This window comes from Paucibacter sp. PLA-PC-4 (assembly GCF_026241155.1).
Lineage (GTDB): Bacteria > Pseudomonadota > Gammaproteobacteria > Burkholderiales > Burkholderiaceae_C > Roseateles_E.
Genome location: NZ_JAPFGP010000008.1, coordinates 210,933 through 231,786, shown reverse-complemented (window position 1 = coordinate 231,786; position 20,854 = coordinate 210,933). Strand labels below are relative to the sequence as shown.

The following is a 20,854-nucleotide window of genomic DNA, read 5'->3' as shown; positions in this document are numbered from 1 at the left end:
TTGAGCCCTGCCATTTTTGACCCTTTCATCCCCCTCAGGAGAGCCGATTTGCAACGACGTCACTGCCTCACCGGCCTGGCCGCACTGACCCTGCCGGCCTGGCTGCAAGCCCAGGAGCGCCGCCGCATCGTGCTCGGCCAATCGGCCCCGCTGACCGGCCCCGCCGCCCAGCTAGGCCTGCAGATGCAGGCCGGCGCCAAGCTGCACTTCGACGCCGTCAATGCGGCCGGCGGCATCAACGGCCTGCCCGTCGAGCTGCGCACCCTGGACGATGGCTACGAGCCCGAGCGCTGCAAGGCCAATACCGAAAAATTCATTGCCGAGGACGCGTTCGCGCTGTTCGGCTATGTCGGCACGCCGACCTCGCTGGCGGCGCTGCCGCTCGTGAATCAACACAAGATCCCCTTCTTCGCGCCCTTCACCGGCGCGGAGGCACTGCGCGATCCGGCCAGCCGCTGGGTCTTCCATGTACGCGCCTCCTACTTCGACGAGACCGCACTGATCGTCAAGCAGCTGACCCAGCTCAGTCTGAACAAGATCGCCGTGTTCCACCAGAATGACGCCTATGGACGGGCCGGCCTGGAGGGCGTGCAGCGCGCGATGCAATCCCGTTTGCTGAAACCCCAGGCCATCGGCACGGTGGAGCGCAACAGCGTCGATGTGGCCGCAGCCGTCAAGGCCCTGGTGCCGGGCGCGCCTGAGGCCATCGTGATGATCAGCGCCTACAAGAGCTGCGCCGCCTTCATCCGAGAGGCCCGCAAGGCCGGCTACGGCGGCGTGTTCTACAACGTCTCCTTCGTCGGCACCCAGTCGCTGTCCGACGAGCTGGGCAAGCAGGCGCTGGGCGTGGTCGTCAGCCAAGTCATGCCCTACCCCTTCGGCTCCGCCATCGGCATCGTCGAGGAATACCAGACGGCGGTGCAACGCGCCGGGGGCGATCTGCGCCCCAACTACACCGGCATGGAGGGCTTTCTGGCCGCCAAGGTGTTCAGCGAAGGCCTGCGCCGCATGGGGCGGCCCAGCCGCGAGGGCCTGGTAGCCGCGCTGGAGGGCATGCAGAACTACAACGCCGGCGGCTTCACGGTGAAGTTCGGCCCCGGCAAGCATGTGGGATCCAGCTTTGTCGAGCTGTCGATGCTGACCGGAGACGGCAAGGTCAGGCGCTGAGCCCCCGCTGCAAACGGCGCCACCCCCGGGTAAACTGACCCGACACCGGCGCCGGCCTGCCGCCGCGCGCCTCCCATACTACGGAGTGCCGCCATGAAGTTGATCGACTCAATCCTGGCCGATGCGCCAAGCATCGCGACCCTGCGACGAGATATTCACGCCCACCCAGAGCTCTGTTTCCAGGAAGAGCGCACCGCCGATGTGATCGCGCGTGCGCTGACCGAATGGGGTATTCCCGTGCATCGGGGCCTGGGCAAGACCGGGGTCGTCGGCATCGTCAAGAATGGCACCAGCGACCGCGCGGTGGGCCTGCGCGCCGATATCGATGCGCTGCCTATGACCGAGCACAACCAGTTTGCCCACGCCAGCAAGCACCCCGGCAAGATGCACGCCTGCGGCCATGACGGCCACACCGCGATGCTGCTGGCTGCCGCCAAGCATCTGGCCAAGCACCGCAATTTCGATGGCACCGTCTACCTGGTCTTCCAGCCCGCCGAGGAGGGCGGCGGCGGCGCGCGCGAGATGATCAAGGACGGGCTGTTCGACAAGTTCCCGATGGAGGCCATGTTCGGTGCGCACAACTGGCCAGGCATGGCGGCGGGCCAGTTCGCCGTCAAGAGTGGCCCAGTGTTCGCGTCCAGCAACGAATTCAAGATCGTGATCCGCGGCAAGGGCTCGCACGCCGCTCTGCCGCACAACGGCATCGACCCGGTGCCGGTGGCCTGCCAGATGGTGCAGGCCTTCCAGACCATCATCACCCGCAACAAGCGTCCCATCGACGCGGGCGTCATCTCGGTAACGATGATACACACCGGCGAGGCCACCAATGTCGTGCCCGACAGCTGCGAAATCCAGGGCACCGTGCGTACCTTCACCTTGGAGGTGCTGGACCTGATCGAGCGCCGCATGAAGGCGGTTGCCGAAGCCACCTGCCAGGCCTTCGAAGCCACTTGCGAATTCAGTTTCCACCGCAACTATCCGCCGACGATCAACCACGCGAAGGAAACGGATTTCGTGCGCGCGGTGCTGGGCGATGTGGTCGGCGCGCAAAACGTGCAGGAGTTTGAGCCGACCATGGGCGCCGAGGACTTCAGCTTCTTCCTGCTCGAAAAGCCAGGCTGCTATTTCTTGATCGGCAATGGCGACGGCACGCACCGCGAGGGCGGCCATGGCCTGGGCCCCTGCATGCTGCACAACCCCAGCTATGACTTCAACGACGAGCTGATCCCGCTGGGCGGCTCGATGTGGGTCCGCATGGCCGAAACCTGGTTGAACTCGCCCAAGCCCTGATGTCCGCTGCCCCCTTCTTTTCGCAGAGCTACGCCGAGGCGCGCGGCAAGTTCCTGGCCGCCGTCGAGGCCGCCGGGCTGGACAATGAGCCGCACTGGCATCCACTCTTGGGTCGCGACGGTGAGCGTCTGGCGATGGATGTGGTGCGCCAGGGCCCGCGCGATGCAAAGCGGCTGCTGATCATCAGCAGCGCCTGTCACGGCGTCGAGGGCTTTTGCGGCTCCGGCGTGCAGACCGGCCTGCTGTCCGATCCGGGCTGGCATGAAGCCGTCAAGGCCAGCGGTGTGGCCGTGCTCTATATTCACGCGCTGAACCCGCATGGCTTCTCCTGGTGGCGCCGCGTCACGCAGGAGGGGGTGGACCTGAACCGCAACTTCCACGACTTCCACCAAGCGCTGCCGCGCAACGCCGGCTACGACGAGATCGCCGCCGCGCTAATCCCCGCGCAATGGCCACCGACGCCGGCCGACGAGGCCCTGCTGTCCGACTATGCCGCACGGCACGGCGAGCGCGGGCTGCAGACCGCGATCACCAGCGGCCAGTACACCCATGAGCTGGGCTTGTTCTACGGTGGCCATGCGCCGACCTGGAGCAATGTCACCTTGCGCCATGTGCTCGAAGAACAGGGCCACGCTGCCGAGGCTATCGGCTGGGTCGATCTGCATACAGGCCTGGGTCCCAGCGGCCATGGCGAGCGCATCTTTGCTTGCAAGAACGATGCGGCGGCACTCGCGCGGGCTCGCGCCTGGTGGGGCACCGAGGTGACCTCGATCTATGACGGCAGCTCCAGTTCGGCCCCGCTGGTGGGCCTGATGTGGACCGCCGTCGCCGACGCCTGCCCCGATGCGGCCTACACCGGCATCGCGCTGGAATACGGCACCGTGGCGCTGGATCAGATGATCGGTGCCCTGCGCGCCGATCATTGGCTGGAAGCGCATCCCGAGGCGCCGGCCGAGCAGGCTGACCAGATCAAGCGCCAGATCCGCGACGCCTTCTACATCGATACCGACGAGTGGAAACAACAGATCCTGGACCAGGCCCAACAAGCCGCGCGCCAGGCGGTCTTGGGACTGAGCGCATGACGCCCGCCGAACAGATCGAAGCCGACACCCGCGCCTGGCTGGAGAAGGCGGTGATCGGCTTGAACCTCTGCCCCTTCGCCAAGAGCGTGCATGTCAACAATCGGCTGCGCTATGTGGTCAGCGGCGCGACTTCGCCCGAGGAGCTGCTCAAGGAACTGGCCAAGGAGCTGCTGCTGCTGCGCCGCAGCGACCCTGACGAGATCGAGACCACGCTGGTGATCCATCCGCAGGTGCTACAGGACTTCCTGGACTTCAACGACTTCATCGGCGCCGCCGACGCCCTGGTCGAAGACCTGGAGCTGGACGGCGAGCTGCAGATCGCCAGCTTCCATCCCCAGTACCAATTCGATGGCACCGCGGCGGACGATATCAGCAACTACAGCAACCGCTCGCCCTACCCCACCCTGCACATCCTGCGCGAGAGCAGCATCGAGCGCGCCGTCGAGACCATGGCCGATACCGACGCGATCTACGAAGCCAATATGGCGACCTTGGAAAAGCTCGGCTTGGACGGTTGGAAAGCGCTCGGGCTGAAGCCCTGATCACAATGTCCTGATTTGATCGCAGGCGGTCCAGACCCGGCGCGACGCGGCGGGCTTGCGGCAGCAAGATCGACGCACTCAAACCCATCGGAGTGCCGTCATGAAAACCGCCCTGCTGCTGATCGACATCCAGGAATCCTTTCGCCACCGCCCCTACTGGAGCGGGGCCGATCTGCCCGACTTCCTGGCCGCCAACGCCCGCCTGATAGAGGGCGCACAGGCCCTGGGCCTGCCCATCGTCCGCATCCTGCACAGCGACGGCCCGGAGCAGGCCAACAACGCCTTCGCGCTGGCCTCAGGCCTGGTCACGCCGCTGGAGGAGCTGCCGCGCTACGAGGCGGCCGCCGAGTTCATCAAGCACCGGCACAGCGCCCTGGTCGGCACCGGCCTGGCCGTCTGGCTGCACCAGCAAGGCGTCCAGCGCCTGATCGTCACCGGTATCCGCAGCGAGCAGTGCTGCGAGACCACCACCCGCCATGCCAGCGACGAGGGCTGGCTGGTCGACTATGTGAGCGAGGCGACGCTGACCTTCGCAATGACACACGCCAGCGGTACCACGCTCAGCGCGGCCGAGCTGAAGCTGCGCACCGAGACCGTGCTGCAGGACCGCTTCGCACAGGTGTGCACGGCCGAGCAAGCGCTGCAGCGGGCCCGGCAGGCGCTCGGGCGTTAAGCTGGCGGTCATGTCCGCAATTGATGTATTGATGCTGGTGCAGCCGCGTGCGCTGCTGCTGGACCTGGCAGGTCCGGCCGAGGCTTTGCGGCTGGCCAACCAGGCCCTGGCCGGGCGGGGCCGACCACCAGCCTTTCGGCTGCGCTTCATCGCGGCACAGCCGCAGTGTGTAAGCTCGGTGGGCCTGGCGCTAGCTGGGCTGGAGCCGCTGCCGGCGGCGCTGGCCAGCGGCAGCTGGCTGGTGCTGGTTGGCTGCCGAAACGAGCTGCCCGGCGAGCCGCCGCCCGACATTGCCGAGCTGGCGGCCGAGCTCGCGGGCCTGCGCTGGCTCGCGAAGCAGGGTCAGCTCTTGCTGGGCGGCGGTGGTCGGCTGCTGACGGTCTGCTCCGGCGCGCTGCTGGCGGCCCAGGCCGGCCTACTGGCTGGGCGACGCTGCACCACCCATCACGAACTGCTAGACGCGCTGCGCCGGGCCGAGCCACGAGCCCAGGTGGTAGACAACCGCGTGTTCGTGCTAGACGGCCCGCTGGCCAGCAGCGCAGGCATCACCGCCGGCATCGACCTGGCCCTTCACCTGATCGCCCAGCACTGCGGCGCGGCGATGGCCGCGACGGTCGCGCAGACCATGGTGGTCTACCTGCGCCGCAGCCCGGCAGACCCCGAGCTCTCACCCATGCTGGCGCACCGCCACCATCTGCACCCGGCCCTGCACCGCGTACAGGACGCGATCTGCACCGACCCGACCGAGGACTGGACCCTGACCCGCATGGCCGAGGCCGCCCATGTGACGCCGCGCCATCTGAGTCGACTGTTCGCCGCCCATGCCGGCATAACGCCGATGCGCTATCTGCAGGCGATCCGGCTCGAACGTGCCCGCCAGGCGCAGGCCAGCGGCCTCGCCGCCAGCCAGGCGGCACTGCAAGCCGGATTCAGCTCAGACCAGCAGTTGCGCCGGGCGCGCCGCACCGCCGCTCGTTGCTGAGTGGCCGGCAGAACCCCTGAACCCGACAAGGCGGTTGACGCCGCCGGTCGGCGCGGCTTAATATGACGATCATCATATTTATCAGCAAAGCCCCGTGACCGCCACCACGCCCAGCCGCAAGGAACTGACCCACGAGCGCATCCTCGAGACGGCGGCGCGCGCGATCCGGCGCGTCGGCTATGGCGGCATCGGCGTGGCCGATCTGATGAAGCAGGCCGGCCTGACTCATGGTGGCTTCTATGCCCACTTCTCATCCCGTGACGCGATGCTGGCCGAAGCCATGGAATGGGCTGGCCGGGACAGTGAGCGCAGACTCTCTTCACGCTTAGCCAAGGCCGAGCAGCACGGCAGCGACCCCTTCGTCGCCCTCGTCGAGGGCTATCTGTCACTCGCTCATCTGGCCGGCCCCGAGGCAGGCTGCCCGGTGGCGGCGCTGGCCTCGGAGATGCCGCGCCAGTCAGCCGAGGTGCTAGAGGCCGGACGCAGCCGCGTGCAGGCTTTGATGACGCGGGTGCAGCAAGTGCTGCCCTCGGCCGATGCCGACGAAGCCCGTGTCATCGTCAGCAGCCTGGTCGGCGCGCTGCAACTGGCCCGTGCGCTGGGCGACAACGAGCAGGGCCATGCGTTGCTGGCTGCCAATCGCCAGGCCTTGCTGGCCCGCCACGGGAAAAAGGGTCGGTCCGCCCTCTCCCCTTAGAACCAGAGCAAGCCACACCATCAGAGACTTGCCTTCGCCTCAAATTATGACGATCGTCATATTTCCCCCTCAAACCTCCTTGCCAGAAAGCCCCACCATGAAGCTCGAAAACTCCGTCGTTCTGATCACCGGCGCCAATCGTGGCCTCGGCCTGGCCTTTGCCCGCGAAGCCCTGGCCCGCGGCGCGCGCAAGGTCTATGCAGCCGCCCGCAACCCGGACAGCATCACGCTGCCCGGCGTCGTGCCGATCCAGCTCGATGTCAGCAACGCCGAGAACATCGCGGCGGTCGCGGCGCAATGCGGCGATGTCAGCATATTGATCAACAACGCCGGCATTGCCACCTTGGGCGGCTTCCTCGCACCCGATGCGATCGAGGCCGCGCAGCGCCAGATGGAGACCAACTACTTCGGCCCGCTGCGCATGGCGCGCGCCTTCGCGCCGGTGCTGGCCGCCAACGGCGGCGGCGCCTTGCTGAACGTGCTGTCGATCGCCAGCTGGATCAACGGCCCCCTGCTGGCCACCTATGGCGCGACCAAATCGGCCGCCTGGGCGCTGACCAATGGGCTGCGCCAGGAGCTCAGCGGCCAGGGTACGCTGGTGACCGGCCTGCACATGGGCTTTGTCGACACCGACCTGACCCAGGGCCTCGATGTGCCCAAGACCACGCCCGAGGCCGTGGTTACCCAGGCCTTCGACGGCCTGGCTGGCGGCGCCACCGAGGTGCTGGCCGACGAGCTGACACGCCACGTCAAGCAAGGCCTGGCGGCCGGTGTGTATCTGCAGGCGCTGGCGCACTGAGCGGCGCAAGCCATGAGCAGCATCGCCGCCACCGCCACCCCGCCCGCTGACGCCGGCGGCAACCGCTCACCCTGGCCGGTGTTCTGGGTCGCCAGCGTCGCCGTCTTTCTGGTCTCGCTGGACAGCACCTTGCTGTTCGCCGCCTTCGCGAGCTTGCGCGCCGCCTTTCCGGCGGCGACGGCTGCCGATATGTCCTGGGTGCTGAATGCCTACACAGTGGTCTATGCGGCGATGCTGATCCCGTCCGGTGGCCTGGCCGATGCGCACGGCCGCAAGCGCGTGTTCATGATCGGCGTCGTGCTGTTCCTGGCAGCCTCGGCAGCCTGCGGTCTGGCCGGCAGCGTCGGCTGGCTGATCGCGGCGCGGGTGCTGCAGGCCATCGGCGCGGCGCTGCTGACGCCCGCCTCGCTGTCCCTGGTGCTGGCGGCATTTCCGGCCTCGCGGCGCGCGGTGGCCGTGAGCTTGTGGGGGGCGGTCGGCGCGCTGGCAGCCGCGGTCGGGCCCAGCCTCGGTTCACTGGTGGTCGACAGCATCGGCTGGCCCTGGGCCTTCTACCTGAACCTGCCGCTGGGCGCGCTGTCGCTGTGGTTCGGCGCCCGGCTGCTCGGCGAGGCGCGCCGGCCCGAGGCGCGGCGACCGCTGGATCTGGTTGGCATGAGCCTGCTGATCGTGGGCGTTGGCGCGGTCACGCTGGCCATCGTGCAGTCGGAGTCGCCGAACTGGCGGCGCGACGAGCTGCTGATGGCCGGCGCGCTGGGCCTGGTCTCGCTGATCGGCTTTGTGTTGTGGGCCCGCCATGCGCCGGCGCCGCTGCTGGACCTGGCGCTGTTTCGCAGCCGAACCTACCGCTACGTGAACCTGGCGACGCTGGCCTTCGGCACCGCGTTCGCGATGATGTTCTTCACCTTCTTCTTCTACATGGCGCAGATCTGGCACTACAGCCTGCCGCAGGCCGGCCTGGCCGTGACACCGGGGCCGCTGCTGGTGATGCCCTCGGCCATCCTGACCGGCCGGCTCGCGGCCCGGCATGGCCACCGGCCCTTCCTGGTCGGCGGTGCACTGGTCTATGCCTGCAGCGGCCTGTGGTTTTTGCTGGTGCCGGGCGTTGAGCCGGCCTATCTGACGCAATGGCTACCGGGCCTGCTGCTCAGCGGCATCGGCGTCGGCATGGTGCTGCCCTCGCTGTCGGGCGCGGCGGTGATGGGCTTGCCGGCCCAGCATTACGCGGTCGGCAGCGCCGTCAACCAGGCCACCCGCCAGATTGGCGCGGTGCTGGGTGTGGCGCTCACCGTGCTGCTGCTCGGCCACGTGCAGCTGCAGCGGGCCGACTTCGACGCGGTCTACGCCGTGCATGTGGGCCTGGCCCTGCTGACTGGCCTGCTGTGCCTGGCGGTCAATACCAAGCCGACAGCGACAGCCTGAGTGCAGCGCCTAGATCCGTCCGAGCAGCAGCAGGACGATCAGGATCACGACGATCAGGCCGAGGCCGCCGCTAGGCCCATAGCCCCAGTTGCGGCTGTGCGGCCAGGACGGCAGCGCACCGATCAGGAACAGGATGAGGACGATGAGCAGGATGGTGCTGAGTGCCATGGTGGTCTCCCTATGAAGACCTCGACAGTAGGGCCGATCCGGCCGGCCGCAGGTAGTCCGGACCCGCCACCAGGCGTAGTCGGGCGGAGGGTCGCGGGCGGGTTGGTGTCCTACACAGACTGCAAACACCCTTCTACCTCTTCCGGCAGAGCCGGACACAGACCAGAGGGCGGATCCGAAGAAAGCGCGACTGGGGCATGGTCAGCTCACGGCAACCCGAGCTCGGCGCTCAAGCTCAGGGCCGCAAGGAGAACCCCATGTTCGGACTGACGACGCTCGGCTTCATCCACACCCTGATCAGCCTGGTGGCCCTCGCCGCCGCTCTGGTCGCACTGCTGCGAGACAAGGCCATCCTGCCGAACCGGACGGTCGGCAAGCTCTACATCTGGGCCACGGTACTGACCTGCCTGACCGGCTTCGGCATTTTCGAGCACGGCGGCTTCGGCAAGCCCCATGTGCTGGGCATTGTGACCCTGCTGGTGCTTGGCCTGGCGGCCTGGGCCGGCAAAAGCCGGCTGCTGGGCCGTGCTGCGCCCTATGTGGAGACGGTCAGCTACTCGCTGACGGTGTTCTTCCACATGATCCCCGGCGTCACCGAGACCTTCACCCGCCTGCCCAGCGGCGCGCCACTGTTCAGCAGCCCGGAGGACCCGAAGCTAGAAAAGGTGGTCGGCGTGATTTTCTTGCTGTTCCTGATCGGCACGACGCTACAGCTGCGCCGGTTGCGCGCAGCGCGCGGCTCGACCAGCCGGCCGGTCAGCGCCTGAACCGTCGAAGCCTGTTGACGGCAGCGATCTCCTGCGCTCAGATCCGCGCCTGAGGGGCCGACGTCCCCGCAACCTTGAGCGCGGCCAGCGCCCGCGAATGGGCCGGCACCAGTTCCGCCGACGCATCGAAATGCCACAAATAGCGCGTCGTGAACGGCTCGCTGCTGTGTCGGTCCAAGCTCAACAGCTCGCGGGCGCGCTGGGCCACGGTCGCCGGGGCCGAGAGGGCGTCGCCGTCGCCGTCCAGCGCTTCGTCCAGCATCACGATCAGGCGGCTCAGCGGCTCGAGCCAGCGCATCTCATCGGCGTATGCCATCACCTGCAGGAAGTCGCCCGACGATTGCCGGCCGTGCTGTTTCTCGTACTGGCGCCGCTCCAACTCGACCAGCACGCGGTGCAGGTCGAGGAGCGCGATGCGCAGGGCTTGGCAGGGATCTTTTTGCATGGCTTGTGGCGGGATGGTTTGCTCGATTGTCATATCCATCCATACTGGGCCAGTCGCCAAACATGGACTTTCGAGGAGCTTGCATCATGAGTGGAAGCAGACAGCAGGACTTTCCGCCCGGCCTGCAGGGCGGGCTCGAGCACGACAACGAAGACCATCGCCTGGGCGAGACGGGGCAGACCGGTCCGGAGGCGCCGGGCGACGTCAATCGCAGCCATCCGGAGCTGGGGGACACCAAGTCGGACAAAGCGCATGACGAGCCCGCTGCGCCGAAAAGCTAGAGGCACGCCCCGACCCCTGATGTGTGGACAGGGGGCGCTACTTGATCTCAAGCACCTTCATCGCCTTGGCCAGCGTGTCCACGGACTCCTGGTGCTTGCCGGCCTTGTGCAAGGCTTCGCCGTCGGCGCGCAGCTTCTTCACATCACTCATCTGTTCGGCACTGAGCTTGGGGCTCTTGGCCAGCGCCTCGTCGATCTTTTTCATGTCGGCGGGGCAATGGAAGGCAAACGCCGCACTCGAAGCCATCAAGGCAGCCGCAGCGAGGTAGGAACGTAGCGTCATGCTGATCTCCAGTCGATGGGGGAAACGGGTCAAGCCCGGCGGCCGAGTCTAGTCCCGGCACCGGCCAGGGCCGTTGCCCCCTTTGAATGTGCGGGTATCGGTCGGTCGAGCCAGACGCTCAGCCCGGCCAACAGACCGCCCGACGCCGTCAACAGTGCGGCCATCCAGGGCAGGGCTTCGATGCTCGGCCCGCGCGCGACGACCCAGCCGCCAATCCCACGCCCGAAGGCTGACCCTGGCCGAGCAGGGACGCGCGCTGATTGGCGATCTGCAAGCCCTGACCGGCAAGCTGCGCGAGGCCGGCACGGACATCGCCGGCACCCTGCGCCTGACCACGTCGGCCACCTTGGGTCGCCAGTACGCCTCGCCGCTGCTGCCCGAGTTCCGGAGGCATCATCCGAAGCTGAAGATCAGCGTGGACCTGAGCGATCAGCGGCAGGAGTCGGTGGCCGCAGGCTTTGGTCTGTCGATACGCATCGGGGCACTGGACGACTCCAGTCTGGTCGCCCGACGCCTGAGCAGCAACCCGCGGGTGCTGAGCCGCCGCCAATGCCTGCTGCTGGCAATCAGGTCGGGCCGCAACAATCTGTGGCGCTTCACCGCGGCCGATGGGCGGGAGATCAGCGTGCAGGTCGACAGCCGCATCGACTGCCATCAGGGCGAGTTGCTGCGCGACGCCGCCGTCGCAGGCCTGGGCATCGCGATGCACTCGACCTGGCATATCTGCGATGACCGGCGCAGCGGCCGCCTGCAGGTCGTGCTTTCCGACGACGTCTTGCCCGACACGGGCATCCACGCACTGATGCCGCAACGCCGCCTGGTGCCGCCGCGCGTGCGGGCCTTCGTCGACATCATGGCCGAAAAACTTGGCGGCATGCAGCCCTGGGAGCGCGACCCGGACCGACGATCGGCCAGGAGTGCGGCGCGGCCATCGTCACACCAATGCCCGCCAGCGTTGCGTGCAGGGCCGCACCCCGAGCTCTGCGACCACCTTGCGGATCGGTTCGAACTGCTCGGCGGGGCCGCGGCCGAGGTGCAGGACCCGCGCAACTAGGCAGCGCTGGCACCACGCCCGCGCAGCATGAGCACGGGCGCCGGGCTGGTGCGCAACACCAATTCGGCATCGCTGCCCATCAGCAATCGGCTGAGTCCGCGCCGACCATGCGTGCCCATCACAATCAGATCGCATCCCTGCGCGCCGGCCTCATCGACGATCACGTTGGCGGCACGTTCACCCACCGCCTCGCGAACTCGGCGCGTCGTCTGCACCCCATGCTCAAGGGCCTGCAGGGCAGCCTTGTCCAGTAAATCCTCGCCGTGGGCGCGCAGCAGTTCCATGGAGTGCTGGAAAGCAGTTGCGCTGGCGTGCTCGGCAAACATCGGGTACGCATCGATCACATGCAACAGACTCAACCGGGCACCCACGGCCTCGGCTAAGTGGACGGCCTCATGAAGTCCGCGCTCGGCGGTAGCGCTGCCGTCCAGCGGCACGAGGATCAGCTTGTACATGAATGACTCCAGTGGCTGGCGCGCCCGGTGAGGGAACCCTCATTCTTGGTGATGCGCCGGGCCCGCCACTTGCGCTGCGTCAAGACGACTTGGCCGGATGCCCACGGCGGCGGGGCTTTGCCGAACTGCCGATAGGTAGCGTGACCGTGAACTGGCTGCCAAATCCGATTCCCGCGCTGCGCGCGACCACGCGTCCTCCGTGAGCCTCGACCAGATTTCGCACCAGGGACAGGCCGATTCCCAACCCGCTGTCGTTGAATCGCACGGCTTCATCGGTCTGCACGAACGGCTCAAAGATGTGGACAAGCCCCGCTGCTGCGATGCCGATGCCGTTGTCGGAGACCGTCATCGCGATGCGCTCGTTGTTTTGCCTCACCGACAACGTGATTCTGCCGCCGCAGGGTGTGTACTTGGATGCGTTGTCCAGCAGATTGCCGAGGATCTGCACGAGGCGTAGCGGGTCGCCGTAACACCGAAGCGCGGGCGTTGCCGGAATATCCAGGACGAGGTGCTGCTCGCGTGCGACCATGCCGGGCCGACAAGCCGCAATCGTCCGGGCCAGGACATCGGCCACGTCCGTATCGGTGCATTGCAGCCGAAGCTTGCCGTTGCCGGCTCGGGCGTTGTCAACCAGATCGCCGATCAGGCGCGACATGAGATCGAGTTGCTGCTCGATCGTCACTCGCAGGCGAGGCAGACGCGACTCGTCGCCATGAACTGCGCCGAGCTGCGCTGCAGCGAGGCGGATCGGCATCAACGCGTTGCGCAGTTCGTGGGCCACCGTATCCAGAACGCCAATGCGCAGGCGATGTTCATGCGGGTCCGCGCTCAAGCCCGGGCGCGGACACCACAGCCCCGTTCGCCGTACGGTCGCCAATGCATTCGGCAAGGGTTGGGAATCGCCGGCCTTGATTCCATGACCGTTGATCGGGAACGACTGCATCTGGATCTCCTGGCGGTGTGACACTGGCTGTTTGGCAGAGGACGATGTCCGCCGCGGCGCGCTGGCGTCGGAGCAGTGCTGCTTGGCCCGCGGCGTCAGTGAAGTGCTCGAGATGCTCATCCCTTGAAGATCGAGGGCTTCGGCCTGCGTCATGGGTGTCGTCATCGCGATTCAGAATAGGGGGTCACCAGCAGTTCTTATGTACGCTGCGGCACATAGCCGGATCGTTTTTCGGTCCTCGCACGGGCTCCTTGACCTGGCGCAAGGCCGCCCGCGACGACCGGCCCATTGCCGCGGTCTTTCGCCAGTCGCGCAAAAGCGTTGGCCAACAGGGCGGCGTTGAGTCGCGAAAAGTCGACAGGCAGGGGAATTCATGACGCTGCCGTCCGCCCCTCTTGAAAGCCTGCAAACCAACCCTATAATCCATCTGCTAGCACTCACCAAGATCGAGTGCTAACGATCCGAAACGGCTTCGCCATGACGGGTCTTCGCATGTGAATGGGTGCTCGATTCACAGTGCACCCAAAGATCCAGCACCAATCTCAAGGAGATGAAATGAAACTGCGTCCTCTGCACGATCGTGTGATCGTCAAGCGTCTGGAACAAGAAACCAAGACCGCCTCTGGCATCGTCATCCCCGACAACGCCGCAGAGAAGCCCGATCAGGGCGAAGTCCTGGCCGTGGGCCCGGGCAAGCGCAATGAGAAGGGCGACTTCATCGCCCTGAACGTGGCCGTCGGCGACCGCGTTCTGTTCGGCAAGTACAGCGGCCAGACCGTCAAGGTCGACGGCGACGAACTGCTGGTGATGCGCGAAGAAGATCTGTTTGCGGTCGTCGCCAAGTAAGTCGGCGCACCACAAGATCTGACACCTTAAAGAATTCGGAGAAATACATATGGCAGCAAAAGACGTGATCTTTGGCGGCGAAGCTCGTGCTCGCATGGTTGAAGGCGTGAACATCCTGGCCAACGCGGTCAAGGTGACCCTGGGCCCCAAGGGCCGCAACGTGGTGCTCGAGCGCTCCTTCGGCGCCCCCACCGTGACCAAGGACGGTGTGTCCGTGGCCAAGGAAATCGAGCTGAAGGACAAGCTGCAGAACATGGGCGCTCAGATGGTCAAGGAAGTTGCTTCCAAGACTTCTGACAACGCCGGTGACGGCACCACCACCGCCACCGTGCTGGCCCAAGCCATCGTGCGCGAAGGCATGAAGTACGTGGCCGCTGGCATGAACCCGATGGACCTCAAGCGTGGTATCGACAAGGCCGTCACGGCCCTGGTCGCCCAGCTGAAGGCCGCCTCGAAGGCCACCACCACCTCCAAGGAAATCGCTCAAGTTGGCACGATCTCGGCCAATAGCGATGTGGAAGTGGGCCGCATCATCGCCGAGGCGATGGACAAGGTCGGCAAGGAAGGCGTCATCACCGTTGAAGACGGCAAGAGCCTGGACAGCGAGCTGGACGTCGTCGAAGGCATGCAGTTCGACCGCGGCTACCTGTCGCCCTACTTCATCAACAACCCCGAGAAGCAAGCCGCGCTGCTGGACAACCCCTTCGTCCTGCTGTTCGACAAGAAGATCTCGAACATCCGCGACCTGCTGCCCACGCTGGAGCAAGTGGCCAAGGCCGGCCGTCCGCTGCTGATCATCGCTGAAGAAGTCGAAGGCGAAGCGCTGGCGACCCTGGTGGTCAACACCATCCGCGGCATCCTGAAGGTTGTGGCCGTCAAGGCTCCGGGCTTCGGCGACCGTCGCAAGGCCATGCTGGAAGACATCGCCATCCTGACCGGCGGCAAGGTCATCGCCGAAGAAGTCGGCCTGACGCTGGAGAAGGTCACGCTGGCCGATCTGGGCCAAGCCAAGCGCGTCGAAGTGGGCAAGGAAAACACCACCATCATCGACGGTGCTGGTGCTGCTGCCGACATCGAAGCTCGTGTGAAGCAAGTGCGCATCCAGATCGAGGAAGCCACCAGCGACTACGACCGTGAGAAGCTGCAAGAGCGCGTGGCCAAGCTGGCCGGCGGTGTTGCCGTGATCAAGGTCGGCGCAGCCACCGAAGTCGAGATGAAGGAAAAGAAGGCCCGTGTCGAAGACGCGCTGCACGCGACCCGTGCCGCCGTTGAAGAAGGCATCGTGGCCGGTGGTGGCGTGGCCCTGCTGCGCGCCAAGCAAGCCGCTGGCGAGATCAAGGGCGACAACGCCGATCAAGACGCCGGTATCAAGCTGGTGCTCAAGGCCATCGAAGCCCCGCTGCGCGAGATCGTCTACAACGCCGGTGGCGAAGCCTCCGTCGTCGTGAACGCCGTGCTGGCCGGCAAGGGCAACTACGGCTTCAACGCCGCCAACGACACCTATGGCGACATGATCGAAATGGGCATCCTGGACCCGACCAAGGTGACGCGCACTGCTCTGCAGAACGCAGCATCGGTCGCTTCGCTGATGCTGACCACCGAAGCCATGGTGGCTGAGTCCCCGAAGGACGACGCTCCGGCCGGCGGCATGCCTGGTGGCATGGGCGGCATGGGCGGCATGGGCATGGACATGTAAGACCGCGCCGGGTGCCTGCTGCACCCGTGCAACAAGTCTGACCGTCTCGAAAGGGGCCGCGAACGCGGCCCCTTTTTTCGTCCGGGCCCCGCCGCATAATCCGGTCAAGAATCGGTCCCGCCTCTCCATGCCCGCACCCACCCTCGCCGCCCTCGTCCAAGATGCCCACGCCCAGTTGGGTCTGCTCAGCCGCCATCTGCTGGACCGGATACAGGACGAGCTCGGCGGCCGCCCGCAGCAGCATGCGCTGCTGGACGCCTGGCAGCGCCAGCGCCTGCGTTTCGCCGAGCGCTTCGAGCAAGCCCTGACCCCCTTGCTCGAGGCCGCTGCCCGAGGCGAAGACCCTCTGCACCGCAAGCCGGTCAGCATCGACACGCTGAGCCTGGTGGACGAGCAGCAGGCGCTGCAGGACGTGGCCGTGGCTCATGTGATCCAGGCGGTCGATGACCACTGCCGCGCCGAGCTTCACCAGCTTGGCAACTTCTTTGCCGCGCTGCGCGGCACGGCCCGTCCTCGCAAGCAAGACAACCCATTGCGACCCGCGCTGTTTGCCCAGGCTCTGCTGCAGGCCCTGCGACCGGTGCAACTCGATGCCGAAGGCCAGTACGCGCTGATGCGTGCGGCCGCCCAGCCGCTGGCCCAGGGCCTGGGCAGGCTCTACGGCCAGCTCTGCGCGCAGCTGCGCGCGGCCGAGCTGACCCCGCTGATCGCCGGCAGCACGGCGATGCAGCAAAGTGATCAGCAGCGCCTGCGCCGCGCTGCCAGCATCTTTGTGGACTCAGGCCCAGCGACCGCCGAGCCGGTCACGCTAGACAGCCTGGCGCGCCGCGTCGACGCCTACAACTCGCGACCGCAGCGCCTGGGCCCCGCCGTGGCCAGCGGCGCCACCGGCAAGGACATGTTGTCGCGCCTGTATGACCAGATCCTGGCCGATCCCGAACTGCTGCCCCCGGTCAAGGCTTTGCTGGCGCGGCTGCAGGTCGCCGTGGCCCGACTGGCAATGAGCGACATCAGCCTCTTGCGCCGCCAGGACCATCCGGCCTGGCAACTGCTAAACCGAGTCGCCGCCCATGGCGCGGCTTTTGAGCGCGCCGACGATGCCGGGCTCCAGCAATTCCTGCAGTTCATGGATCAGCACATCAGCTCGCTGCTGAACCAGCCTCAACCCAGCGCGGCGCAGTTCCTGCAGCTGCTCGGTGAGGTCGATGCTCATATCGGCGCCCAGGCCCGCCAGCGCAGCGAGAGCAGCGCCAGCGCGCTGGCACTTCTGGAGCGCGAGCAGCGGCGCCAGCCCTGGCTGGCCCTGCTGCGCGAGCAGGTCCAGGCCCAGCTCGACGATGCGCCGGACGCGCAGACCACGCCGCTGCTGCGCCAGTTTCTGGACAAGGTCTGGACCCGCGTCATCGTCCAAGCCATGGTGGAGCACGGCCAGGACGCTCCTCAGGCCCATGCCCAGATCGCACTGGTCGACCAGTTGCTCGACAGCCTGCGCCTGCCGGCCGACGAGGCCCAGCGCCTGCGCCGCCGCGCCGAGCTGCCGGCGCTGATCCAGCGGCTGCAGGCCGGCTGCGATAGCGTGGCGTTGCCGCCCCCGCAGCGCCAGAGCCTGTTCGACGAGCTGATGCGCCTGCATGGCCGGCTGTTGCTGGGCCATCAGGTGGCCGCGCCGCAGCCCGAGCAGGGTCCCAAGCCCGACGCCGACCCCGAGGCGCGGCTGCGCCAACTGCTCAGCGAGCGCGAATCGCAGATGCCCTCGCGCTGGGCTCATGAGGCGGTCGACCGTGGCCGCCTGCCGACCGTGCCGGTCACCTTGTACGACCATCAGTTGGGTGCCGATCCGAAGCTGGCCTTGCAGACCTGGATCGAGAGTCTGCGCATCGGCGCCTGGTACCACATGTTTGTGCAGAGCCAGTGGCTGACGGCCCAGCTGGCCTGGGTCAGCGACAGCCGACAGTTTTTCCTCTTCGTCGGCCAGGACGCTGACGAACGCCACTCTCTGACCCGCGGCGCACTGGAGCAGCTGCTTGCCCATGGCTTGATCGCGGTGCTTGAAGAGGACGACCTGGTGCAGCGCGCCGTCGCGACGCTGATGCAAGACCTGAACGACGAGGCCTGATGAGAAGACCCGCCCTGACCCTGGCCCTGCTGCTGATCTGCGCCAGCAACACCTGGGCGCAAGACCCGACTTCTGCAAGCCCCTCGGCCACGGCCCCCCGCCCCAAGCTGGGCCTGGTGCTCTCGGGCGGCGGTGCCCGCGGCCTGGCGCATGTGGGCGTGCTCAAGGTGCTGGAGCGCGAGCGCATCCCGGTCGATCTGATCACCGGCACCTCGATGGGAGCCATCATTGGCGGGCTCTACGCCAGCGGCATGAGCGCCGCCGACCTGGAGCGCGAGCTGCTGCCGCTGGCTTGGGACCGGGTGTTCGCCAGTCGGGTTGAACGCCAAAACTTGTCGCAGCGCCGCAAGGAAGAGGACTTCGAGTTCTCCGCCGTGCTGGAGCTGGGCATGCGCGACGGCGAGTTCCGCGCGCCGCAGGGCACGCTGTCCAGCCGCGGCCTGGAGATCTTGCTGCGCCGCTACACCCAGCCGGTGCGCAATATCGAGCAGTTCGACGCGCTGCCGACCCCGTTTCGCGCCATCTCCACCGATATGGAGAGCGGCAGCCAGGTGGTGTCGGACCAGGGCGATCTGGCCCTGGCGATGCGCTCCAGCATGAGCGTGCCGGGCGTGTTCGCGCCGGTCGAGACCAAGGGCCGCATCCTCGGCGATGGCGGCTTGGTCAACAACCTGCCGGTCGATGTGGCGCGCCGCCAGGGCGCCGAGCGCCTGATCGCGGTCAATGTCGGCACGCCGCTGGCCGCGCGCGAGACCCTGTCCTCGCTGGTCGGCGTGACCGCGCAGATGATCAACATCCTGACCGAGCAGAACGTGCAGCGCAGCATCGCCAGCCTGTGGGCCGAGGATGTGCTGATCACGCCCGAGCTGGGCAAGCTGGGCTCGGGCGACTTCGACCGCGCCCGCGATCTAATACAGCAGGGCGAACGCGCTGCCGAAGCGATGCTGACCCAGCTGCGGCCGCTGGCGGTCAGCCCCGAGGCCTATGCACAGTGGCGGCTGGCCCGCACGCCAGGCGGCACGCCCAGTGCGCGGCTCAGCGCCATCGAATTCGAGGGCAGTGAGCGCAGCCATCCCGAGCGCTTTGCCGCCCAACTGGCCAGCCAGCCCGGCCAGGTTTTCGATGCCGCGCGGGCCGAGCGCGATGCCCAGCTGTTGGCCTCCTCGGGCGACTATGAGCGAGTCGACTTCCATGTCGCTGCCCGTGCCGAGGGCGATGCGCTGGTATTCGCGATGGAGGACAAGTCCTGGGGCCCTAACTACTTCCGCATTGGTCTGGACCTCAGCACCGACTTCTCCGGCGAAAGCGCCTTCAATATCCGCATCAGCCACAACCGCCATTGGCTAACGCCCCAGGGCACCGAGTGGCGCAACCAGCTGACGCTGGGCCAGACGCCGCGCCTGTACAGCGAGATCTACCACCCGCTGATCGCCAAGCTGGGCACATCGAACGACTGGTTTGTCTCCGGCTGGGGTGAACTGGAGCGGCGCTCGATCACACTCTACGACGAAGACAGCGGCCAGGGCCGTGCCCGTCTGGGCCGGCGCAGCGCCACGCTGGGCCTGGACATCGGCCAGCCCTGGGGCCGGCTCGGCGAGCTGCGCCTGGGCCTGATGCAGCAGAACTGGCGCATCAGCCCCGACTTGCTGACCATCGACGTGCCCGACGGCATCCTGAACCAGACCTGGCGCGAGCGCGGCGTGCGCATCAAAGCGGTGGTCGACCAGCTGGACTTCGCCAACTTTCCGCAGAACGGCTACCGCCTGCTGGCCGAACTGGCAGGCGGACGCCAGTCGGGGCCGGATGTCAGACGCGCCCATTTCCAGCGCCTGGAGCTGCAGGCCACCGGCGTCAAGAGCTGGGGCGCCCACACGCTGAACCTGCACACCCGCATCTTCGACGCCAAGCAGCGCGAGGACTCGACCCAAGGGCCTTATGCCCTGGGCGGCTTCCAACAGCTCTCCGGCTACCAGCCCGATCAGTTGGTCGGCCAGAGCCTGGTGTTCGGTCGCGCTACCTACTACATGCGTTTGCGCGAGACGCCGCTGCTGACGCGGGGCTTCTTCGTCGGCGGCTCGCTGGAGGTCGGCAATGCCTGGGCCAGCCGACACGAAGCCTCGTTACGCGATCTGCGCAAGGCCATGAGCGTCTTCGTCGGCGCCGACACCGGCCTGGGCCCGCTCTACCTGGCCCTGGGGCATGCGCCGCGCGGCAGCACAGCCATCTACCTCTTCATCGGCAGACCCTGAGAATCGCCTCGGCCAGCAGCGCGGGCCGCTCGTGGACGATCCAGTGGCCGGCACCGGCCACCCGCTGCAATTGCAGCAGCGGTACGAACTGCGCCAGTCCGTCAAGCATGCCGGGCGGCAGCGCGCGATCTTCCTCGCCCCAGATCACCAGGGTCGGCAGCCTGACCGTGACGAACTCGGGCGCAAAGCTCAGCGCCATCGCGCCGGGGTCCTCGGGTGTCGGCGGACGCATCGGCGAGGCGCGGTAGTAGTTCAGCGGCCCGCTCAGGCCCTGATCCCAGACCTCGCGGTAGCGCTGGCGCAGCGCATCGCTGAGCCATGCCGCGCCGCCCATCTCGGTGAAAAAGGGCCACATCCGCGCATAGTCGTCCGCAGCCAGCAAGGCCTCGGCATCGGGCCGGCACAGCCAATTCATATAGGCGCTGGCCTCGCGCTGCGCCGCATTGAGCTGCAGCTCGCGTAAAAAGGTGCCTGGGTGCGGCGAGTTGATGATGATCAGCTGGTGCATCAATGCCGGAGCTTGCACCGCCAGATTCCAGGCCACCGCCCCACCCCAGTCATGCGCGACCAGGGCCGCCAGCGGCTGCGCAGCGCTCCCTGTGGCCGCGATCAGGGCCTTGATATCGGCCATCAGATGCTTGGCCCGGTAGGCCTCGACCTCGGCCGGGCTACTGGAGCGCTCGTAGCCACGCAGATTCGGGGCGATGCAGCGAAATCGCGGCGAGAGCATCTGCATCAACTCGTCCCAGACAAAGGCCGCCTCGGGAAAGCCGTGCAGGAACACCAGCCGCGGCGCATCGCGCGGCCCGCAGGCGCGGCATGACAAAGTGATGCCGTGCGGCAGCGGCAGCTCGAAGGTCTCAATCATCGGCGGGCGCCTCCTCAGCAGGACAGTAT

Annotated in this window: 22 protein-coding genes; 16 read left to right on the top strand and 6 right to left on the bottom strand. The window is 67.0% G+C overall.

Annotated features, from left to right (window positions below):
- Positions 1-48 precede the first annotated feature (48 nt).
- The 9 genes from OOZ63_RS14650 to OOZ63_RS14610 all read left to right on the top strand — a co-directional run bounded on the left by OOZ63_RS14650 (position 49) and on the right by OOZ63_RS14610 (position 8,654).
- Positions 49-1,167 (top strand): ABC transporter substrate-binding protein, encoded by a 1,119-nt coding sequence (locus OOZ63_RS14650; protein ID WP_323055752.1) that lies wholly within the window; start codon positions 49-51, stop codon positions 1,165-1,167.
- Positions 1,168-1,260: 93 nt separating this feature from the next.
- A complete protein-coding gene (locus OOZ63_RS14645) occupies positions 1,261-2,457 on the top strand; it encodes a M20 aminoacylase family protein (RefSeq protein ID WP_266006273.1) in 1,197 nt (398 codons plus the stop codon).
- Positions 2,457-3,539 carry a M14 family metallopeptidase gene (locus OOZ63_RS14640; protein WP_266006272.1) on the top strand — a complete coding sequence of 361 codons (1,083 nt, stop codon included), beginning with the start codon at positions 2,457-2,459 and terminating at the stop codon, positions 3,537-3,539. The genes OOZ63_RS14645 and OOZ63_RS14640 overlap by 1 nt, the downstream gene beginning before the upstream one ends.
- Positions 3,536-4,081 carry a DUF1415 domain-containing protein gene (locus tag OOZ63_RS14635; RefSeq protein WP_266006271.1) on the top strand — a complete coding sequence of 182 codons (546 nt, stop codon included), beginning with the start codon at positions 3,536-3,538 and terminating at the stop codon, positions 4,079-4,081. The genes OOZ63_RS14640 and OOZ63_RS14635 overlap by 4 nt, the downstream gene beginning before the upstream one ends.
- Positions 4,082-4,181: 100 nt before the next feature.
- On the top strand, positions 4,182-4,754 hold the full coding sequence (locus tag OOZ63_RS14630; protein ID WP_266006270.1) for an isochorismatase family protein: 573 nt from the start codon (positions 4,182-4,184) through the stop codon (positions 4,752-4,754).
- 10 nt (positions 4,755-4,764) lie between these two features.
- Positions 4,765-5,736, top strand: coding sequence for a GlxA family transcriptional regulator (locus tag OOZ63_RS14625; RefSeq protein ID WP_266006269.1), 972 nt, complete (start codon positions 4,765-4,767; stop codon positions 5,734-5,736).
- A 94-nt stretch (positions 5,737-5,830) separates the two neighbouring features.
- Positions 5,831-6,433, top strand: a complete 603-nt coding sequence (locus OOZ63_RS14620) for a TetR/AcrR family transcriptional regulator (RefSeq protein ID WP_266006268.1) — start codon at positions 5,831-5,833, stop codon at positions 6,431-6,433.
- A gap of 97 nt (positions 6,434-6,530) precedes the next feature.
- Positions 6,531-7,232, top strand: a complete 702-nt coding sequence (locus OOZ63_RS14615; protein WP_266006267.1) for an SDR family oxidoreductase — start codon at positions 6,531-6,533, stop codon at positions 7,230-7,232.
- A gap of 12 nt (positions 7,233-7,244) precedes the next feature.
- On the top strand, positions 7,245-8,654 hold the full coding sequence (locus OOZ63_RS14610; protein ID WP_266006266.1) for a DHA2 family efflux MFS transporter permease subunit: 1,410 nt from the start codon (positions 7,245-7,247) through the stop codon (positions 8,652-8,654).
- Positions 8,655-8,663: 9 nt separating this feature from the next.
- On the opposite strand, the gene OOZ63_RS14605 is transcribed toward OOZ63_RS14610, so the two are convergent.
- Positions 8,664-8,822: a DUF3309 domain-containing protein gene (locus OOZ63_RS14605; protein ID WP_262970172.1), complete on the bottom strand. Its 159-nt coding sequence runs from the start codon at positions 8,820-8,822 to the stop codon at positions 8,664-8,666.
- A 257-nt stretch (positions 8,823-9,079) separates the two neighbouring features.
- Between OOZ63_RS14605 and OOZ63_RS14600 the strand changes: the two genes are divergently transcribed.
- Positions 9,080-9,589 (top strand): hypothetical protein, encoded by a 510-nt coding sequence (locus tag OOZ63_RS14600; RefSeq protein ID WP_266006265.1) that lies wholly within the window; start codon positions 9,080-9,082, stop codon positions 9,587-9,589.
- Positions 9,590-9,626: 37 nt separating this feature from the next.
- Here the strand turns inward: OOZ63_RS14600 and OOZ63_RS14595 are convergent, their stop codons facing one another.
- Positions 9,627-10,034 carry a hypothetical protein gene (locus OOZ63_RS14595; protein WP_266006264.1) on the bottom strand — a complete coding sequence of 136 codons (408 nt, stop codon included), beginning with the start codon at positions 10,032-10,034 and terminating at the stop codon, positions 9,627-9,629.
- An 86-nt stretch (positions 10,035-10,120) separates the two neighbouring features.
- Between OOZ63_RS14595 and OOZ63_RS14590 the strand changes: the two genes are divergently transcribed.
- Positions 10,121-10,315, top strand: a complete 195-nt coding sequence (locus OOZ63_RS14590; protein ID WP_266006263.1) for a hypothetical protein — start codon at positions 10,121-10,123, stop codon at positions 10,313-10,315.
- Between the two features lie 37 nt (positions 10,316-10,352).
- Here the strand turns inward: OOZ63_RS14590 and OOZ63_RS14585 are convergent, their stop codons facing one another.
- On the bottom strand, positions 10,353-10,598 hold the full coding sequence (locus OOZ63_RS14585; protein WP_266006262.1) for a hypothetical protein: 246 nt from the start codon (positions 10,596-10,598) through the stop codon (positions 10,353-10,355).
- Between the two features lie 154 nt (positions 10,599-10,752).
- On the opposite strand from OOZ63_RS14585, the gene OOZ63_RS14580 reads away from it, so the two are divergent.
- The gene (locus tag OOZ63_RS14580; RefSeq protein WP_266006261.1) at positions 10,753-11,652 is read left to right on the top strand and encodes a substrate binding domain-containing protein; all 900 of its coding nucleotides are present in this window, start codon (positions 10,753-10,755) and stop codon (positions 11,650-11,652) included.
- Here OOZ63_RS14580 and OOZ63_RS14575 read toward each other — a convergent pair.
- Together OOZ63_RS14575 and OOZ63_RS14570 are read right to left on the bottom strand one after the other, a co-directional pair.
- The gene (locus OOZ63_RS14575) at positions 11,649-12,107 is read right to left on the bottom strand and encodes a universal stress protein (protein WP_266006260.1); all 459 of its coding nucleotides are present in this window, start codon (positions 12,105-12,107) and stop codon (positions 11,649-11,651) included. The two genes, OOZ63_RS14580 and OOZ63_RS14575, sit on opposite strands and share 4 nt — an antisense overlap.
- Positions 12,108-12,186: 79 nt before the next feature.
- Complete coding sequence (locus OOZ63_RS14570) at positions 12,187-13,203, bottom strand: sensor histidine kinase (protein ID WP_266006259.1); 1,017 nt, start codon at positions 13,201-13,203, stop codon at positions 12,187-12,189.
- Between the two features lie 402 nt (positions 13,204-13,605).
- On the opposite strand from OOZ63_RS14570, the gene groES reads away from it, so the two are divergent.
- The 4 genes from groES to OOZ63_RS14550 all read left to right on the top strand — a co-directional run bounded on the left by groES (position 13,606) and on the right by OOZ63_RS14550 (position 19,957).
- On the top strand, positions 13,606-13,896 hold the full coding sequence (gene groES / locus OOZ63_RS14565; RefSeq protein ID WP_137943681.1) for a co-chaperone GroES: 291 nt from the start codon (positions 13,606-13,608) through the stop codon (positions 13,894-13,896).
- A gap of 49 nt (positions 13,897-13,945) precedes the next feature.
- Positions 13,946-15,592, top strand: coding sequence for a chaperonin GroEL (groL, locus tag OOZ63_RS14560; RefSeq protein ID WP_137943680.1), 1,647 nt, complete (start codon positions 13,946-13,948; stop codon positions 15,590-15,592).
- A gap of 127 nt (positions 15,593-15,719) precedes the next feature.
- Positions 15,720-17,708, top strand: a complete 1,989-nt coding sequence (locus OOZ63_RS14555; RefSeq protein ID WP_266006258.1) for a DUF1631 family protein — start codon at positions 15,720-15,722, stop codon at positions 17,706-17,708.
- Positions 17,708-19,957 (top strand): patatin-like phospholipase family protein, encoded by a 2,250-nt coding sequence (locus tag OOZ63_RS14550; RefSeq protein ID WP_266006257.1) that lies wholly within the window; start codon positions 17,708-17,710, stop codon positions 19,955-19,957. The genes OOZ63_RS14555 and OOZ63_RS14550 overlap by 1 nt, the downstream gene beginning before the upstream one ends.
- Here OOZ63_RS14550 and OOZ63_RS14545 read toward each other — a convergent pair.
- Positions 19,941-20,825: an alpha/beta fold hydrolase gene (locus OOZ63_RS14545; RefSeq protein ID WP_266006256.1), complete on the bottom strand. Its 885-nt coding sequence runs from the start codon at positions 20,823-20,825 to the stop codon at positions 19,941-19,943. The genes OOZ63_RS14550 and OOZ63_RS14545 overlap by 17 nt on opposite strands.
- Positions 20,826-20,854 lie beyond the last annotated feature (29 nt).

Bases quoted from the DNA above. Each gene is read 5' to 3' on its own strand.
- OOZ63_RS14600 (WP_266006265.1), top strand. From the start codon at position 9,080: ATGTTCGGACTGACGACGCTCGGCTTCATCCACACCCTGATCAGCCTG.
- groES (WP_137943681.1), top strand. From the start codon at position 13,606: ATGAAACTGCGTCCTCTGCACGATCGTGTGATCGTCAAGCGTCTGGAA.
- OOZ63_RS14640 (WP_266006272.1), top strand. From the start codon at position 2,457: ATGTCCGCTGCCCCCTTCTTTTCGCAGAGCTACGCCGAGGCGCGCGGC.
- OOZ63_RS14635 (WP_266006271.1), top strand. From the start codon at position 3,536: ATGACGCCCGCCGAACAGATCGAAGCCGACACCCGCGCCTGGCTGGAG.
- OOZ63_RS14595 (WP_266006264.1), bottom strand. From the start codon at position 10,034: ATGCAAAAAGATCCCTGCCAAGCCCTGCGCATCGCGCTCCTCGACCTG.
- OOZ63_RS14545 (WP_266006256.1), bottom strand. From the start codon at position 20,825: ATGATTGAGACCTTCGAGCTGCCGCTGCCGCACGGCATCACTTTGTCA.
- OOZ63_RS14630 (WP_266006270.1), top strand. From the start codon at position 4,182: ATGAAAACCGCCCTGCTGCTGATCGACATCCAGGAATCCTTTCGCCAC.
- OOZ63_RS14575 (WP_266006260.1), bottom strand. From the start codon at position 12,107: ATGTACAAGCTGATCCTCGTGCCGCTGGACGGCAGCGCTACCGCCGAG.
- OOZ63_RS14550 (WP_266006257.1), top strand. From the start codon at position 17,708: ATGAGAAGACCCGCCCTGACCCTGGCCCTGCTGCTGATCTGCGCCAGC.
- OOZ63_RS14585 (WP_266006262.1), bottom strand. From the start codon at position 10,598: ATGACGCTACGTTCCTACCTCGCTGCGGCTGCCTTGATGGCTTCGAGT.
- OOZ63_RS14590 (WP_266006263.1), top strand. From the start codon at position 10,121: ATGAGTGGAAGCAGACAGCAGGACTTTCCGCCCGGCCTGCAGGGCGGG.
- OOZ63_RS14605 (WP_262970172.1), bottom strand. From the start codon at position 8,822: ATGGCACTCAGCACCATCCTGCTCATCGTCCTCATCCTGTTCCTGATC.
- OOZ63_RS14610 (WP_266006266.1), top strand. From the start codon at position 7,245: ATGAGCAGCATCGCCGCCACCGCCACCCCGCCCGCTGACGCCGGCGGC.
- OOZ63_RS14570 (WP_266006259.1), bottom strand. From the start codon at position 13,203: ATGACGCAGGCCGAAGCCCTCGATCTTCAAGGGATGAGCATCTCGAGC.
- OOZ63_RS14615 (WP_266006267.1), top strand. From the start codon at position 6,531: ATGAAGCTCGAAAACTCCGTCGTTCTGATCACCGGCGCCAATCGTGGC.
- groL (WP_137943680.1), top strand. From the start codon at position 13,946: ATGGCAGCAAAAGACGTGATCTTTGGCGGCGAAGCTCGTGCTCGCATG.
- OOZ63_RS14645 (WP_266006273.1), top strand. From the start codon at position 1,261: ATGAAGTTGATCGACTCAATCCTGGCCGATGCGCCAAGCATCGCGACC.
- OOZ63_RS14625 (WP_266006269.1), top strand. From the start codon at position 4,765: ATGTCCGCAATTGATGTATTGATGCTGGTGCAGCCGCGTGCGCTGCTG.
- OOZ63_RS14555 (WP_266006258.1), top strand. From the start codon at position 15,720: ATGCCCGCACCCACCCTCGCCGCCCTCGTCCAAGATGCCCACGCCCAG.